The 15,770-nt window shown below is 53.7% G+C and carries 8 protein-coding genes; all 8 read right to left on the bottom strand.

The window, feature by feature from the left end; all coding sequences use genetic code 11:
• Positions 1 to 14: 14 nt before the first annotated feature.
• Positions 15 to 2,999 (bottom strand): dockerin type I domain-containing protein, encoded by a 2,985-nt coding sequence (locus HG15A2_RS12425; RefSeq protein ID WP_145060541.1) that lies wholly within the window; start codon positions 2,997 to 2,999, stop codon positions 15 to 17.
• A 75-nt stretch (positions 3,000 to 3,074) separates the two neighbouring features.
• Positions 3,075 to 4,031 (bottom strand): DUF1559 domain-containing protein, encoded by a 957-nt coding sequence (locus HG15A2_RS12420; RefSeq protein ID WP_449187085.1) that lies wholly within the window; start codon positions 4,029 to 4,031, stop codon positions 3,075 to 3,077.
• 107 nt (positions 4,032 to 4,138) lie between these two features.
• A complete protein-coding gene (locus HG15A2_RS12415; RefSeq protein WP_145060539.1) occupies positions 4,139 to 7,486 on the bottom strand; it encodes a PEP-CTERM sorting domain-containing protein in 3,348 nt (1,115 codons plus the stop codon).
• A gap of 495 nt (positions 7,487 to 7,981) precedes the next feature.
• Positions 7,982 to 9,514 carry a sodium:solute symporter family transporter gene (locus tag HG15A2_RS12410; protein ID WP_145060538.1) on the bottom strand — a complete coding sequence of 511 codons (1,533 nt, stop codon included), beginning with the start codon at positions 9,512 to 9,514 and terminating at the stop codon, positions 7,982 to 7,984.
• An 80-nt stretch (positions 9,515 to 9,594) separates the two neighbouring features.
• Entirely contained in the window at positions 9,595 to 11,784 is a 2,190-nt protein-coding gene (locus HG15A2_RS12405) for a chitobiase/beta-hexosaminidase C-terminal domain-containing protein (protein WP_145060537.1), read from the bottom strand.
• A complete protein-coding gene (locus tag HG15A2_RS12400; protein ID WP_145060536.1) occupies positions 11,781 to 12,803 on the bottom strand; it encodes a hypothetical protein in 1,023 nt (340 codons plus the stop codon). Before HG15A2_RS12400 ends, HG15A2_RS12405 begins: the two co-directional genes overlap by 4 nt.
• 5 nt (positions 12,804 to 12,808) lie before the next feature.
• A complete protein-coding gene (locus HG15A2_RS12395) occupies positions 12,809 to 13,240 on the bottom strand; it encodes a hypothetical protein (protein ID WP_145060535.1) in 432 nt (143 codons plus the stop codon).
• A 107-nt stretch (positions 13,241 to 13,347) separates the two neighbouring features.
• Entirely contained in the window at positions 13,348 to 15,597 is a 2,250-nt protein-coding gene (locus tag HG15A2_RS12390; RefSeq protein WP_218931920.1) for a hypothetical protein, read from the bottom strand.
• Positions 15,598 to 15,770: the final 173 nt, after the last annotated feature.

The following is a 15,770-nucleotide window of genomic DNA, read 5'->3' as shown; positions in this document are numbered from 1 at the left end:
GCAGGCATTCCAGCCTACTGAACTAAATTGTAATCCTGAGTGATTTGGCCTGAGCCCGAGTTGAGCTCAAGTGTGAGTTCTGTCTTGTTGTTATACTTGGGAGGCAAGAGCTGCGTTGGGGGAGCTACGCCTGGGCCGCGGTTGCGCTTTGCCTCGTACTCTTGGGGATCGTAAGAAGTTATTTGCACTAAGTGGGTACCGACGGGTATGCCACCCATCTGAGCGGTATCGAACTGGCCACTCTTGATCGCAGTAATGGTGATCGGCGCGCGCGTTCCCTTGGCTGGCCGAAACCGAATCTGCCCAGCTTCCACTGGTTCGCCCGTGAAAGTGACGTTTCCGGCAACCAACACCCGATCAATACCATCGCTCCTTCCGCAGCCCACCAAGCTAAGAGTGAGCAGCAGCATCGAGCAGCTACGGAGCTTTGAGAATAAGACAGCTCTTGGCGACGAGACGAGTTTGCGAGACCTTCTGCTTGTCGCCGTGCCCAGCATACCCAAGAACAGCAGGACCAAGCGCGTTGGTTCTGGTACTCGTGCGGTTGCAGCTTCCGAGGACGACGTCCCGTACTGCGATTGAAAGATCTGGAGATCCTTCTCGTCGATCTCACCGTTTCCATCGGCATCGCCCCGAGCAAACAAGGTGCTGGGAAATCCGCTGCTGCCAAGACCTTGTTGAAGTATCAGGAAATCCATTCCGTCGACGATTCCGTCTTCATTAAAATCGGCCGATGGATCAGGAAGCGTGTAGGGAGAGAAACCGCCATCGGAGAACCGAATATAATCCAACTGGTAATCGCCCGTCGTGCTGCCTCCGTCGCTCCACCAGTGGGGGCCGCCGACCCCAATTCCCGAATCGGCAGCATCGTAAAGCCCTATTAGTTCACCATCGACCCAAACATTGTACTCGTCACTGCCTGGAGCTTGGGCAATTCGATAGGTGTGCATCTCGTCCGTGGTGCTGCTGAGAGTAGTAAGTAAACCATCGATTCGACTCACTACGCGTCCGTCGTCGAAGATATTCAAGATATCGTGAGCATCGGTATCGTCACCGATACGCATAGTGAACTGCCCTGATTCCAGCTTGAAACGCACTTCCCAGGTCCAGCCATTGGCGTCCGTCGCACTGGAAGTCCAGTCGGGACTTTGGAGAAAGACCACCGATCCTGGGCCGCCATTCTCTGTTACGGAAAGGACATCTCCGTCGGAGCTGAGCTGATAGCCGCTGGTGTTTCCACTGTAGTTAGTGGTGCCGAAGCCACTCGCCGTCGTCCCGGCTAAGGTGGGCATGTCCCCCTCGTAGCGGAAGGGAAATGTTGAGGAGTCTCCTGGATTGATAATGCCGAGCGCGGCGAATATGCCGAGTTGAATGTCGGTGACGCGGACAGCATTGGGGACGGCCGAATTGAAGACTTCAATCGTGTTCGTCCCCTGATTCAAGATGCTTAGATCCTCGACCGGAATTTGAAAATACGCCTGAGGGCCATCTTGTGTCACGGGCGCATCGAGCGAGAAGTAGCCGTCAGCCATCGAGCCTGAGTGAATTTGCTGGCCATTAACCTTGATTGTGATAGGAGTCGTGGAAGTCGTGTTGGTGAGTCCGAGCCGTAGTTCAACAGAGCGAGGATTCTCAGCTACCACGGTATTGATTGCATCTCCGACGACCAGCAAAAACTGATGGCTCGCTTGTGAGAGCACAGAGAGAGGAAGCTGCTTGGCATACTCGTAAGTGTCCTCATGGTCGTTAAAGTATCCAGGCGTCACAGCGTAGATGCGATCTTTGCCGAGAGTCGGGTGCTCACTTGCCATCGCCTCGGCGGCAGCATCCCACACTTCCTGGTATGAGGGCGGTTCGCGCAGTCCGTAGTTGTACATCTGAAAACCATCGGCACCCAAATGGCGGTAGCCACCTATGGCACCGCGTGTCAGGGCAGGTTCGGCAACGCGTGCATTCGACGGCCCCGTGTACGCTGTAGCGTCCGGGTTGGGCTCGAAATCCCAGCCGAAATTGGTCCGCGGGTAAATGCTTGGTACTACTTGCACGCCGTTGGCTTGTGCCGTGGGCAAGAACTCCCCGACGGGGACGTCGTGAGAGAGAGTCTGCAAGACCGAAGGGATGACCACATCGACGAGCCCGGTTTGCATCCAGGATTCGACCTCTAAGCCGGACCAGCCGTTATTGTCCAACGCTGGAGGAACGCGGACGAAGAGATGCTGCGCTCGACCGGTTTGCGTTTCCACTTGATCCAGCCGCTGCCGCACCTGAGCGACCATGTGCGTGATCAAAGGAGCATTCGTTTGCGCTGTGCCCGGCGAAAACAAAATTTGAAAGCGATTAAAATCCAGCTCGTAGCCATCCATGATGTCGCTATAGCGATCAATCGATTCATTGATCACAGCCATCCGATAATCGCGTACTTCCTGGTGGCTGTAGTCGAGCAAGTTGCTGTAATCGTAGCCAGCCACAGGAGAGGAACCGATCGTCTTGTCCTGATTGTTGATCCAAAACTCACCCGTAAGTGGATAATCCAACGGATCTACAACAAAGTGACTGTCGTTCATTCGGTAGGAGGGGACAAAGTATTTGCCCATCGCCTTGACCTTTTCCCCAACGACGCGAATGGGATCGAAGTCGATTTGTGCGTAGATTTTACCGTTGTTGACGCGGTCTACCCAACCCGGGTCGTTGTCTACCGACGTAATGCGCCAACCAAAATTGTTCGCCACCTGAGTCGGGTAGTGCAGGACATCTGAGCCAGAGCCGATGCTGTACATCACTGTTTGGACTGGCGTGTTTGCGAAAGCGCCGAACTTCGACTCAAGAAATTGGGTTGCCACAGCGGGGTCTGGCGAGGGATAGGAGATATCGCCATCGTTGTTGTACATGACGCCAAAATCGGGCAGTCCCTGAGCGCACACGTCATCGCCGAGAATGCAAGATGCCAGTAGTAGCAAGCAAGCGAATCGGCCAACAGTGCTTCCCAGAAGTTTTTCCATGTCTTTACCGCAATCTGCTCAACGAGTGGTATTCCTAAGGCTTCCCAGCGAGGGTGGTGTTAGCTACAGGTTTTCTCAGTAGTCTAGAATTTCTTCATCTGCTCGAGTTGCCAGTCCTTCTAGCGTGTTTTGGTCGATTGACTCGCTGAAGAAGACCGCTGACCCGGACGCCATAACGAAATGACATCCACCAGGATGGTGACTCGCAAACCCGTTCTCATCGACACTCCAGGGACTTGGTTTCGGATCGATTCGTAGCGGCAGATTAATCCCGTTGCCGGTGTGCTGTATGTCCCAGGTAACCCAAAACGTCCCTCGGTTCGTCCCGGCACCACTACCAATAATTTCCCCCACCAACAGGGTGTGGTTCGTGCCATCAAGGATATTCCTGATGGCAATACCCGACCTCTGGAACAAGATGCCGTTGGCGCCACGTTCGTCTGCCAGCTTCGACGGGTCAGGCCTAGGCCATGTCCCGTCACACGACCAATCTTGGCTGTCAGCGACTCCCGCCATGTGCGTTCCGGCCAAGTCGGGGCCATCTAGTACGCTGCAGCAATGCATCAATTCTGCCCCTTGGTCGTTCGAGGGGCAAAGATAGGCGGGCACGAAGTCTTGGCCTGCCAATAGGTTATCGAGATCTCCATATCCCCCTGCCGCATCAAAATTGAATTGGTCGTAAACGGCTTCCTTCTCTAAATAGGGCAGGAGGAAGGTGCCCCACCCCCAGCCATGATGGTCTTTGATGGGACCTGTAGCGGGGGACGAGCAACCAAACCCCGACCACATGTTGATCCCACTGGGAAACTTGCCGTGCGCGCCATGATAATTCTGCATGGCGAGACCGACTTGCTTATAGTTATTCATACACTGCGCGCGGCGCGCAGCTTCTCGAGCTGCCTGGACTGCAGGCAAGAGCAGCCCCACCAAGACGCCGATGATTGCGATCACCACAAGCAGCTCTACCAAGGTGAATCCCCGGGAAACAGATCGCCCCCTGAGTTTCGGACTCCTGGTAACAGCCTCATGGATTTGAATTTGGCTCATGCTGTCAATTATCATCCTGCTACTGTCCTAACGAGCAAAATAGAGAAACTTCTCTGCGAGCAACGTGGGCCGCCCAACTAGATTCCTTGTTGCTAGAAGCTACCAGCACGCTTTCTTCGATAGGCTACTGCGACGAGCCCAATGCCAAGCAATATTCCGCTTGTTGGTTCCGGGGCGGCTGTGGCAGAACCCCCAGAGGAAGTTTGCCCGTATTGACTTTCCCAGACAGATAGATCGGCGGCATTGACTGTGCCGTCTCCGTTCGCATCTCCATTGCTATTGTCTGCTTGTCCGTTCAACCCGAAGCCTTGCTGCCAAGCTAGAAAGTCGAGGCCGTCCACGTTACTGTCTCCATTGAAGTCTGCATCTCCCCCTGAAAACTCGAGGATTAGGTCGTTGTTGACGATGCTGTAGGAGAAACCGGGTTCGCCCAGCAGTGTCAGGCCGTTGTCAGTAATGCCGCCTGCTGCAGAAAGTATAGTGAAGGTGTCTGAAGCAGAGGGCGCGAAGTCTAAGAGAGAAATATCGAGCGTACCATCCAGTACGGCCGAGCCGGTGATATCTAGTAAGTCGAAGCTGGTCGCGCTGGCCAGTTCGATGTCTAAGCTCGAAGAAGCGTTCTGTGAATAATTGCCATCGACCGTCAATGTGCCAGAAGTCGTACCTGGAGAGACTGTGCCACCATTGTTCGCGAGATTCCCATTGACTCGACCGTTCCCGCCAAGCGTGCCAGCATTGTTAAGGTTGCCACTTGTACCGGAGTCGAGGTTGTTATTCACATTCAGGGTGCTGCCTGCAGCGACATTCAAATTGTTCCCGCCCAAGTTGAATAGATTATTCACATCCAGCCTTGATCCGGGAGCCGTACTGAGGTCGGTGTTTGAGGAGAGATTAAGCTCCACTTGAATTTCATGCCCTTCGGCGGGCGAGCTTAATACTGTGATGCTGGAGTTTCCTGAATTGGCATCAAGTGTCAAACTCCCTAGCCCGACGATTCCGTACTGATTGGAATTCGAAGCGTCGAACTCGATCGCCTTGGCAACAAAGTCTCCATCCATGGCGACCGTACGCGCCAGTGTGCCCGACCCACCGAAAACTGCTGTGGTCATATTATCGTTGGGCACGCCGGGAGAGCTGTTGCTGTTGTTCCAGTTGCCAGCATAATCCCAGCGAGCCAAAGAACTTTCGAGCCACACACGGCGGTTGGGGTCAGCCGAAGAGCCAACCGGAGAGAAGCCGCCGGAATCGAAGCGAACATAGTCCATTTCATATTCACCCGAAGTCGTGCCACTTCCATCGCTCAAAAAGTGCGATCCTCCGCTACCCAAGGCAGAGTTGCCGACGAAGCTGGTTGCATAGGTGTTGTCGATCCAGAGGTCGTATTGACTGCTGTTGGGCGCTTGGGCGATTCGATACACATGCTGTGCATCGGTGGTACTTGGCAGCGTAAGGAGCGTACCGGTAAAGAAGTTGCTAATCGTGCCATCATCGCTAATGCGTAGAATCGTATGGGAGTCAGACTCGTCACCAATTCGGACATCATAAACGCCACTTTTCATTCGGAAGCTAGTTTCCCAGGTCCAACCGGCAGCTTCTGTAGCATTGGAAGTCCAAGTTGGGCTCTCCAGGAAAACGATGAGTCCCGGGGAGGCAGAGCCTGAATCGATCGACACATCTAAAATTCCCGGGCTAGGCGAGTCGCCCGTCAGCGTGTAACCGTCTGTGCCACCCGCGTAGCCGGTGTTTCCATACGTGGCCAACGATGCGGCATCTCCCTCGTACTTAAAGCTAAAGGTTGACGAGTCCGCAGGATTGTTGATGACAGCCCAGGCAGGGGTGGACGTGGCCAGAGGCAAGATCGCCACGGCTGCGAAAAGCACAGCCTTGGAAGTTTTAATGCTAGGATACCGGCGGCGACAACTCAGAAAGAAGCTTCCGCCCAGCAGAAGCAACGCGGCCGATGCCGGCTCTGGCACGCTCGCTAGGTAGGTCAGCACCAGATTGTTGCCTTCTACGGCATACGTAAAACCTGGCGCTCCAGAGAGGCCAAGACCATTGTCGATAATTCCGCCATCTGCAGAAAGCACGGTAAACGCTTCCCCAGCCGTGGGACTGTAGAAGTCCAGGGAGACGTCAATCGTACCCGCAAGACTGGCAGAGCCGATGATCTCGAATCCTTGGACGTCGGATGGATCGGAGCCGCCAATTGTGACCGCCAAGGCCCCTTCCGCTTCGTTGGAGAGGTCGCCCTCAAGCGATCCTAGAGCACTTAGCGCACCAAAGTTCGAGACGGACCCGCCGAGGCTATCCACTGTGCCGTTGTTTAAATTAACGTTACTGCCGCCACTAATGGTAAACGTATTACCGTTGAGAATCAGAGTGCTGTTGATGTCCAGCTGAGTTCCCGGTGCTGTTGTCGCAACTGTGTCCGAGTCGAGGCTGATCTCGACTTGGATTTGATGTCCGGTTCCAGGGGAATCGAGCACGTCGATGCTGGCGTCACCCGAGTCGGCTTGGAGCGTTATCCTGCCCAACCCGGCCAGGGCATAGGCATTGGAGCTGTCGAATTCCAGTCCCTTGACGGTGAATTCGCCATCCACAACGGCTGCCCGCGGCGCTGTGGTGGCGTCACCAAATACGGCAGTGATGGTATTTGCGCTAGGCGGCCCCGGCTGATCCCAGCTATCGCTATCGTCCCAGCGAGCCAGCGTATCGACGCTCCAAACGAACCGATTAGGGTCGGGAGGGGTAAAGCCAGGAGGAGAAAAACCACCGCCAGAAAAGCGAATGTAGTCCAATTCATATTCACTTATGGTGCTTCCGCTACCATCGCTCCACCAGTGATTTCCGCCCGTACCGATACCGGTATCGGCACCCAAGTAGGTGCTGACTAACGTTTCATCGATCCACAGGTTGTACTCATTGCTATTCGGTGCTTGGGCAACACGATACACATGCTGAGCGTCCGTCGTGCTGGGCAACGTGGTGAGTAGGCCACTGATTCGACTCACAACTCGCCCATCGTCGTGAAACGCTAAGATGTCATGGGGATCGTTCTCGTCGCCAATCCTCAGGCTGTACTGCCCGTTTTTCATGCGAAAGCTTGACTCCCAGGTCCAACCGTTGGCTTCCGTAGCGTTCGCAGCCCAGTCGGGGCTAGAGAGAAAGAAAACGAGCCCCGAGCTGGCTCCATTGTCAACGGATAGATCCATGATGCCTGGCGATGGTGAGTCCCCAGTCGGTATGTAGCCTGTCACACTGCCCGTGTAACCCGTTGTGCCGATTGTCGATAGAGTGGCCGCGTCGCCCTCGTATTTGAAGACGAACGTGGAAGAATCTGCCGGGTTGTTGATAGAGGCGGTTGCCGGGACGGACCACAAGAGGGTCGCTGAGAGGGCAACCAGAGACAAGCCGGAGTTGACGATTTGTTTTGAAGACATGATAAGTTCCTTTTCCTACCAGATTCCGGGGTAGCTGAACTCTACAAGAATGAGCAAGCTCTTTGCTGGAATTCCTGAAAGCGAGAGGAGAGTATAGTATACTTTAGGTGTCGCCGTCCTTTGCACTTGCGACGGTTCAGCAGTTCAGCAGTTCAGCAGCTGTGTAGGCACGCCAGAGACTCCACTCATCGTGCTTATTGCGACATTCTTCGAGTGAGTGCTTCCCCTTGCTCGGCACTACCCAGCAACCAATTGCCATTCGCCTATTCTAAATCGGCGGTTGGCGAGCCCCTAGCCTTTCAGCATAGTATCTATGTGCGCATTGGGAAGTCGGAGAGGACGCCTGCCCTCGATGAGTGATCAGATCGGAGGTAATTTCAGGTAGAGAGCGGAAATTACCCGGTTGACGCCTTGCGGATTTCCGGGCGAATTGCGAGATACAGCCAGCCACTGGCCGAAAAAGTTGGGCTATCGCGGAATTTGGAAGTTGCTCCGCTATTCTTGGCGTCCTGACTTTGGTTGGTAGAGGACCTTGAGCTGTGCACTACTCGGTGCGTCAAAGCAAAATCCAGCCGCGTAAGCTACTAGCAGGCTAACCGCGAACGAGCATGGTAAAATCCACATGAACGACACATCGTACTGAAACAACCATTTGCTGAACGAAACGGCAGCACTCGTGAAAACTCCAGCGCCGAATCCCAGGAGTACAGCTACTCGCCCGACATGACGGAACCAGATACCGGCAAAGAAAACGGCACCAAGTGGTGCGACAAACAAATGGTTAATCCGCTCGATCAGGTCGATGAGGTTCCAATCAACAGCACTCATCAAGTATTCCACGGCCACCGCTCCGAGCATGGCAATGACGCCAGTTCCCAGCGCTAGGCTGCGAGCAAACTTGAGTGAAGAGGGCTGGCTGGGAACGTCACGCGGGGCATTCATTAGATCGGTGACCACAACTGCCGAAATCGAGTTGATACCTGAACTTACGCTCGACATTGCCGCTGCTAATAGTGCAGCAAGAATTAGCCCCGTAACGCCTGCGGGCAAATGCTTTGCGATGAATTCGGGCATGGCATTGTCGGCTTGCGAGGCAATTTGCACCTGAAATTCAGCCATCGGTAAATTGTCAGCAAGATACCGAAAGTGGAACAACGCCATCCCGCAGAACATCAACAGGATAATGACTCCGATGTTTCCAATCGAGAACGCCCAGAAGGAGCGTCTCGCTTCCTTTGCCGATCCGGTGCACAAATAGCGTTGCGCGGCCACTTGATCGGAGCTGTGCGTACAAATATTCCACATGAACGTAACGAGAATCATTCCCACTAAGGTCGTTCTTTCCGTCGGGTCGAAGCTAAAAGCCGGAGTTTGAGCACGGCTGCTCTCAGCAAATGTGGACCACCAGGTCCAAGGGCCAGAGCCTGTGCTGAGAGCTATTTGGCAGGGGATCCAGATGGCTCCGCCCAGGAGAATGACAAATTGCGCAAAGTCCGACCACAGCACGGCCTTCATTCCGCCCAGAGTCGTGTAAAAGACGGTCACGAGCCCCATGATGACAACCAGAACTGGGATGGGCCAACCTGTCATTGGCGAGACAGCTCTCGCGGCTGTATAGAGGATCAGGGAGATCCAAATCAGGCGAATCAGAACAAAGACAATTGCCCCGACGGTACGTACCGATTTCCCGAAACGATACTCAAGGTAATCATAGATGCTGGTTACCGGCATGCTCATCAGTGAAGGAATAACGATGCGATTCACTACCGGGATAATCAAAATGAACGCAAACATGCTTCCAAAGTAGCCAATGCCGTTACGAATCACTTCCCCTGGCAAGGCGACAAAAGAAACCGTAGACAGCAGTGTTGCAACGACACTGACTCCCGCCAGTAACCAGTGGACGTTTCTCCCCGCCATGAAATAGTCTTCTTGCGAAGCCTGCTGCCGGGAAGAATACACGCCCAGCGCCAATAGGCTTGTAAAATAAATGGCAACAACAACGAAATCAAGAATTTCTAAGTGCATGAATCTCTCTTTGTTTGCTAGCGTAGAATCCTCTTGATTCAGTTACCTGGGTCCAGCGGAGACAGCCGTTTTCCCTTGGCTCACTCTGGCTTCTTCCCATTGGCGAACGGGACAACGACTTCGGCACGGTAGACTCGGAAGCCCGAGGTTCCCTCGTTGAGGTTATCGAATTTGAAAGTAATGGAGTTCTTGCCCTGCTTGAGCATTTTGCGAGGAAGAGGGAGGTAACCGTCCCGGGTCATCAAGCCGCTTAGCACCTCTCGGGGAGGAAGAAGCGGCCCTTTCCCGTTGATATAGATCAAGGCTTCTTGTAGCGCGTCTACGTCCATCATCGAAAGAAACAACAGCGGTTCTGCCTCATCCTCGAATTCAGGTAGCTCAAATATCGCAGAGAGTTCCGCCCCGTTCGGCAGGCCAAAGAAATCGAGCGGTAGAGGTGCATCTGCTGCTAGGTATCTTTTCTGGCAATATCGATAAGTCTTTTCCATGATCGGAGTTGCAATGCCATCGCTGTCGAACGAACGGGATTTCACAATCACATCCCGGTCGACCGCTATGGGCTCCTTGTAAGGCAAGCTTGCTTGTGTTGGGGGCGACCCATCCGTTGTATATCGAATGTCGTGATCGAACTGCGACGGTAGATCGAGTACAACTCGCTGGTGAGAGGTAATGGGCCCGCTTGGCGGATTGGCTTGCACGGCAGATACGTAGTCTTTCTCATTCTTCAAAAACCCCCAATGGGTTCCGGGCGTAAAATGATAGACGGCGTCCGTCTCCTTCAGTACGTCTGGCTCTCCGATTTGTCTTAGTAGCTCATGCCGATGCTGTAGGAAATTGAAGGTGTAGATGCCATCCACACCGCTTTGCCACGCATTCAGTGCGTGACCACGCCAGTGATCGTCCCAATCGCTCTCTTCTTGGGAGAGATAATCGCCGGCAAGGCAAGCGTACACAGGTCGGCGATGTTGGTGGCCTAATCGAACCATATTCTCCCAAGGCTCGTAGCGATGATCTCCGCCAACGATCAAGAGATCGGCCATGCCTTCCTCGAGCCAGTGTTGCACGTCCAAGCCAATATCTTGGCAATAGGCGAGGCTGTCGGGAACACGGATAGATAGTAAGAGAGGTCGCCCACGAGTTCTGCTGACCTTCTCCGCAGTGTCTTTAAGACGGCGCATAAGTTGCGTCATCCGTTCGCGTTGGGCGTCGGTAACCGGCTGCCCCAGTAGCTGCTCCTTGAAATAAGGCTCGCCGCGATAGAAATCCAGCTCGATTCCATCAAGGTCGTATCGCTCGGCGACGTCTTCGATGATGTCGAAGATGTAGTCGCGTACAGGGCGGTGATTGTAGTCCAGTGCCGTCCAGTTCCCCGCCCCCCAGTCGTACTTCTTGTCGCTTTGACCAACCAAGTATTCCGGGTGATCGCGTTTCCACTGCGGCATCAGCCAGTCCCACACTTCGACCTTATCGTGCGTGTCATTCATACGCATCGACCAGAAGATCTCCATCCCGTGTTGCCGTGCAAACTCGCTTTGAAGTTCCAAAGGATCAATGCCTAGTGTCTTCTGCATTGCGTCGTAAACGCCTCGACCGACAACTTGGCCTACTTGGGAGTTGTGCCAGAAAGTAAGGCCTCCCACAGTGCTGTAGCAGATGGTATCGACATGTGAGCCGGCCAAACCCGATGTCGAGACATCTAATACCGTGTGCACGTTCTTATGGTAAAGCGCATCGCCCCCGTCGTTGTTGTAAATAGCTCGGCGCTTTCGTCGTCGAGCGACCTCAAGCTTTTCTTTCCAGTCCAAAGACTTTGCGTAGAGATGAAGCTGCGTTTCGAGTTTGCCCGTGCTGACTTGGTAATCGCCTGGCTTGTCTAGGTAGAGACGAATGCGAACAGGCTCCCTGGCTAAGGGCTGAACGATAACGTGCTGCCGCGCGTACTCTTTCCCATCCACGGTGATCTCAATGTCCGTTTCAGCGGGATGCTCAGTGGGATTGTAAAGGTGAACGATCGCAGTCAGTTCGTCGCCTGCACACGCAGGTGCCAGCGGGACGATCTTGAGACGTTCTTGCAGGATTTCTGACTGCTGATTTTGATTCGTGATGGTTGGATTTTCACCTCTGGCGTTTGCCTGCAGGAAGACAAAGCAACCAAAAGCTGCAATCCTGCCAAGCGAACGTGAGAATTTCTTGCAGACGGTACGGAAACCGATTGGCGCCGGTGGTAGTGGCTCTCGGAGCAAGAGCAATTTGATGTGGTGTTGGATCATGATTGAGGTTCCTTCAGATTCCTAGCAGAGGCGACGACGGGCTTGCCTAGTGCATGGGCCAGCAGCTTGGCGAAGTCCACTGTTGTAGGGGCAGTCTTCTCGGGCTGATGGACATACTGGCCCTCGCGAATCAGCATTGGCAAGATCGGTAGCGGGCGTGGCAAGTCGTTATCGAGAAAAGCTTGCCTCAACTTTTGGGGTAAATAGGAGTACAGCAGCAGCGGGCGTTCGCCCGACTCATTGTTGTACCGGTTCGCTACCTCATAGAGCGAATCGGGTTCGTGCTCCAGGATGACAGCCCGGCAATCGAATCCAGACGTGGCACCAAGAGCGTAATGTTTGCCTGTCGCAATGACAGCATCGTCGGGACGCAAAACCAACTCGTTTTTGCCTACTGCACTATCTGAGCCCAGGACAACTATTCGCTCAGCTTTATGGAACCAGTTCTGCAGCAGCTCGCAAGAATCTGTCGTGGATAAACCCTCCACTAAGGGTTGCTTCGTGTGGTTGACATAACTGTGCAAATAGCCGTGTTTCCAACGAGAATCACTGCGGATGTCCTTCTCAATCGCGATTGGCTGGGAGTCCGTGTCTACCATTCGCATTTCCCACCAGCATTGGCCGCAGTGGTTGTGTTCATGGCCACTTACTTCTACACCAATCTGAGTCAGCGCGGGGCCGATCCAGCCGATACAATGGTCGCAATAATCTTCGTCAGAATTAAGGTCGTTTTGCAGCAAGAAGCCCTTGCTGGGGCACTCATGCATATCTAAACGAAGGACATTCTTCTCCTCGTCTAGCGTGACTGACCAGTCGCAGTGTTCATCCTCTCCCGACTTGCTCCAGGAGCTGTAGAGCCCGCGGAGCCCGGCTTGTTCACCCGAAGCAAGGTAGTGGGCTTGCGAGTCTGAAGCTATTGCCTCAGCCCAGTACTTTTTCAGCGCCTGCTCGCCAAACTTCCTGCGAAGGTAGCGAAACGTCCAGTCGTAGTAGCCACAGAAATCTTGACAACCGAGCATGACGATCAATTACCCTCGGAATCTTCAGCTTTAGTAAACACTTGCTGACAAGCACCCATGCCGCCGGTTCGAGAGAACCGATAGCCTGCTGTCTCTGCCATACTCCCGCAGGTGTGGTCGCAATGCTCGCAGTAGTAAGGCACAATTTCCCGACCACTATCACGCAAGTGCTTTATTGCGGGACAAACACGTATGTCGAGCCTTGCTGCCGACTCATCGACCGAGGTTTCTACAACTGCTCCTGGCTCTTGGAGGAAATACTGCCGCCAGTCTTCCGCTATCTCCGCCAAACCTCCTGTTCGCCACTTTTCGCAGCGCTTTTGATAAAATTCCTCTCCGAGCGATCTCCAATAGTCGATCAGGCTCTCCATCCCATACGCATCATTGATGTGGCGAGCCGTGGCATTTACAGCAAAGTAGAAATCAGGGGCTGACACGGCGAGTCTCCTGTGAGCAACATCGACGCTGGAAGGGATTCTTCGGGCGGAGCATTTTGCAATCATGATTGGGAGTTAACTCGCGGAAGGATAAGACGAAAAGGCTACTAAGGTTCAAAAATCGCATGGGGTCGTGGTTCGTAGAATGTGCCCAATTGGCACTCCATGAGTCGCATAGACGCACCAGCGGGTGATTCGTTCGACGCCTGGATTCTTACGGAGATCTTATTCTGCCCTACCTTTATTTTGTGATCATTCTGAATCGGGAAATGTACAAAGTGGGAAGCGGTTGAAGCATGCGGCTTGACCACAGAGATCAACAAATCGCCCAGCTCTCCCGAGTGCACCTCACTGCCGTTAATATGCAATTGCATGTGAGCAGACTTGGGCGTGTTGCGCAGGCCGAAGCGAAGAATAATGTGATCTGGTTTCGGCACTTGCTGTAGATCTTCACCGACCATCAGTTGCAGTTCGTGGGTCGCTCCCACTTCAAGATCAAGAGGAAGCTGCTTTCGGTATTGATAGGTGCCCTCGTAATCAAAGTAGTAAGAGGGAGTGATTGCAAACGTCTTGTTGGCGAGCCTAAGTGCCTCAGGTACGGCTAAGTCTCTGATAATCCGATAATGGACATCGCTGAAAGGTATTTCGACAGTTCGAAAGTTAAAGAGCTGAAAACCGCTTGCCCCGTCGTTCCAGTAATTCGCGGCTGCGCCACGAAAAAGTTCCTGCGTGGCGAATCGTGAACTAGCCGCCTTGTAGGAAGAGGAGGTCGCACTCGTAGGGATTGGCCAGGTAAACGCGGTCCGTGGATAGATGGACGGGAAGACTTTTGCGCCGTGCGGCTCTGCCAACTCGACAAATTCCTTTACGGGCATGTCATGAGCCAGCGTCATGAGCTGAGCTGGGATAACGACATCGACCAGATTTCGCTCCAGCCAAGTCGCCAAATCTAAACCTGACCAGCGGGAATTCTCCAAGGTGGGCGGAACTCGCACAAAGAGCCAGTAGTCTCGCTGCTTTCGCTTGCCCAGTTCATCCAACCGTTTGCGCACCTTTGCGACCACATCGGTCATCAAATGCGCGCGTTCTTCTGCCTTTTGATAGGGAAAAAAGACTTGTACACGATTGAAATCCAATTCGAAGCCGTCCATGATGTCTTGGTAGCGTTCAATCGCTTCATAGATGATTCCCAAGCGATAGTCGCGAACTTCCGCGTGCGAGTAGTCCAGCAGTTGGCCATAACTAGGATCACTCAGTACAGGTGAATCGCGTAGCTTCAGCCGCTGGTGGTTCTTTAGCCAGAATTCTCCTGTCATTGGGTACTGCAGTGGGTCGAACATGAAGTGATCGTCGTTCATGCGGTACGACGGCACAAAGTACATTCCCAATTGCTTGGCTTTCTCGCCACTAACACGAACCGGATCGACGCCGGCGCGAATGCCGTTGGCAATGTTCTGCATTCGCTGTGCCCACATCTGTTCTTCATTCTTGGGGGAGTCTGTGTGCTTGTCGTATTTCGTTTTCCTCCAGCCCAGTTCGCTGCCAGCAGAAGTAGAGTAATAGAGCGTATCCGAACCCATTCCCAGCGAATACATGAGTGTCTTTACGGGAGTGCCAGCCAATACATCAATCATGGCCTGGCGGTATCGCTTGGCTAACTCGGGATCAGAAGAAGGGAACGATACGTCGGCATCGTCGTTAAGCATCAACCCGAAATCAGGGATTTCGCGTGGCGTGGATCGGTAATCGGAAGGTTGGGATTCAACGGAAGTGGCGTCGCTAGAACCACGGTTTATGGATCTTGTGGGGGCGACACTATCACGCAATCCAGCTCCAGGTTCGTGAGCGGAAGGTGCAAAAGCCCCTGAACCTGTCCAGCGAATATAATCGATGACAGCTGCGCCCGCGGTGCCAGAGCTTCCCTCGCCAATCCAGGACCGACCTTCATCAGTGAGCAGTTCGTCAGACAATTCGACCTCTAGAGGGTTCCCGTCCCGCCAGATGAGGAATCGATCTTCGGAGGGTTGCTGAGCGATTCTGAGAGTCACAAACTCGCTGGTGAAATCGGCTTTAATGAGTTCCGTTCCCTTGAAACCCAAAAGCCGATTTGGCAACAGCTTGAGGCCCAGATGAGGTCGGTTGTCTCCGATCTGCGCATCGCCAATGCGTAGATGTAGGCCCGTCGAATTGCTGGAATGTGGAATCTTTAGTCGCGCCTCCCAGGTCCAACCTCCTGCATCCTCGGCATCGGTTTCCCAAAGCGGGTTGTAAAGGACCAATCCTCCCTTGATGGGGGTAAGCAATTCCAAATGCTCACCATCACTAAGCAGTGAAGTGCCATCCGGAGGAGTGACCACACTGAAATAGCCTGCGCCAAGGTTCGTGCGATTTCGGAACCGGATGCGTGGACTGTCTCCTTCGTAAGAGTACTCGAATTCTGAAGAGGCCTGTGTAGCTAAGTCTGGGGCATTAGCGGAGTAGGCAGGTCGCACTGGCAGACAGAGGCCAGCGAGTAGTAAAAGCCAGGCCA

Source organism: Adhaeretor mobilis, assembly GCF_007741515.1.
Taxonomy (GTDB): domain Bacteria; phylum Planctomycetota; class Planctomycetia; order Pirellulales; family Lacipirellulaceae; genus Adhaeretor; species Adhaeretor mobilis.
The sequence above is the reverse complement of the archived record's forward strand: the minus strand, read 5'-3'. Positions and strand labels throughout refer to the sequence as shown.

Coding starts and splice junctions, on each gene's coding strand:
- HG15A2_RS12415 (WP_145060539.1), bottom strand. CDS start 7,486: ATGTCTTCAAAACAAATCGTCAACTCCGGCTTGTCTCTGGTTGCCCTC.
- HG15A2_RS12400 (WP_145060536.1), bottom strand. CDS start 12,803: ATGCTCGGTTGTCAAGATTTCTGTGGCTACTACGACTGGACGTTTCGC.
- HG15A2_RS12405 (WP_145060537.1), bottom strand. CDS start 11,784: ATGATCCAACACCACATCAAATTGCTCTTGCTCCGAGAGCCACTACCA.
- HG15A2_RS12425 (WP_145060541.1), bottom strand. CDS start 2,999: ATGGAAAAACTTCTGGGAAGCACTGTTGGCCGATTCGCTTGCTTGCTA.
- HG15A2_RS12410 (WP_145060538.1), bottom strand. CDS start 9,514: ATGCACTTAGAAATTCTTGATTTCGTTGTTGTTGCCATTTATTTTACA.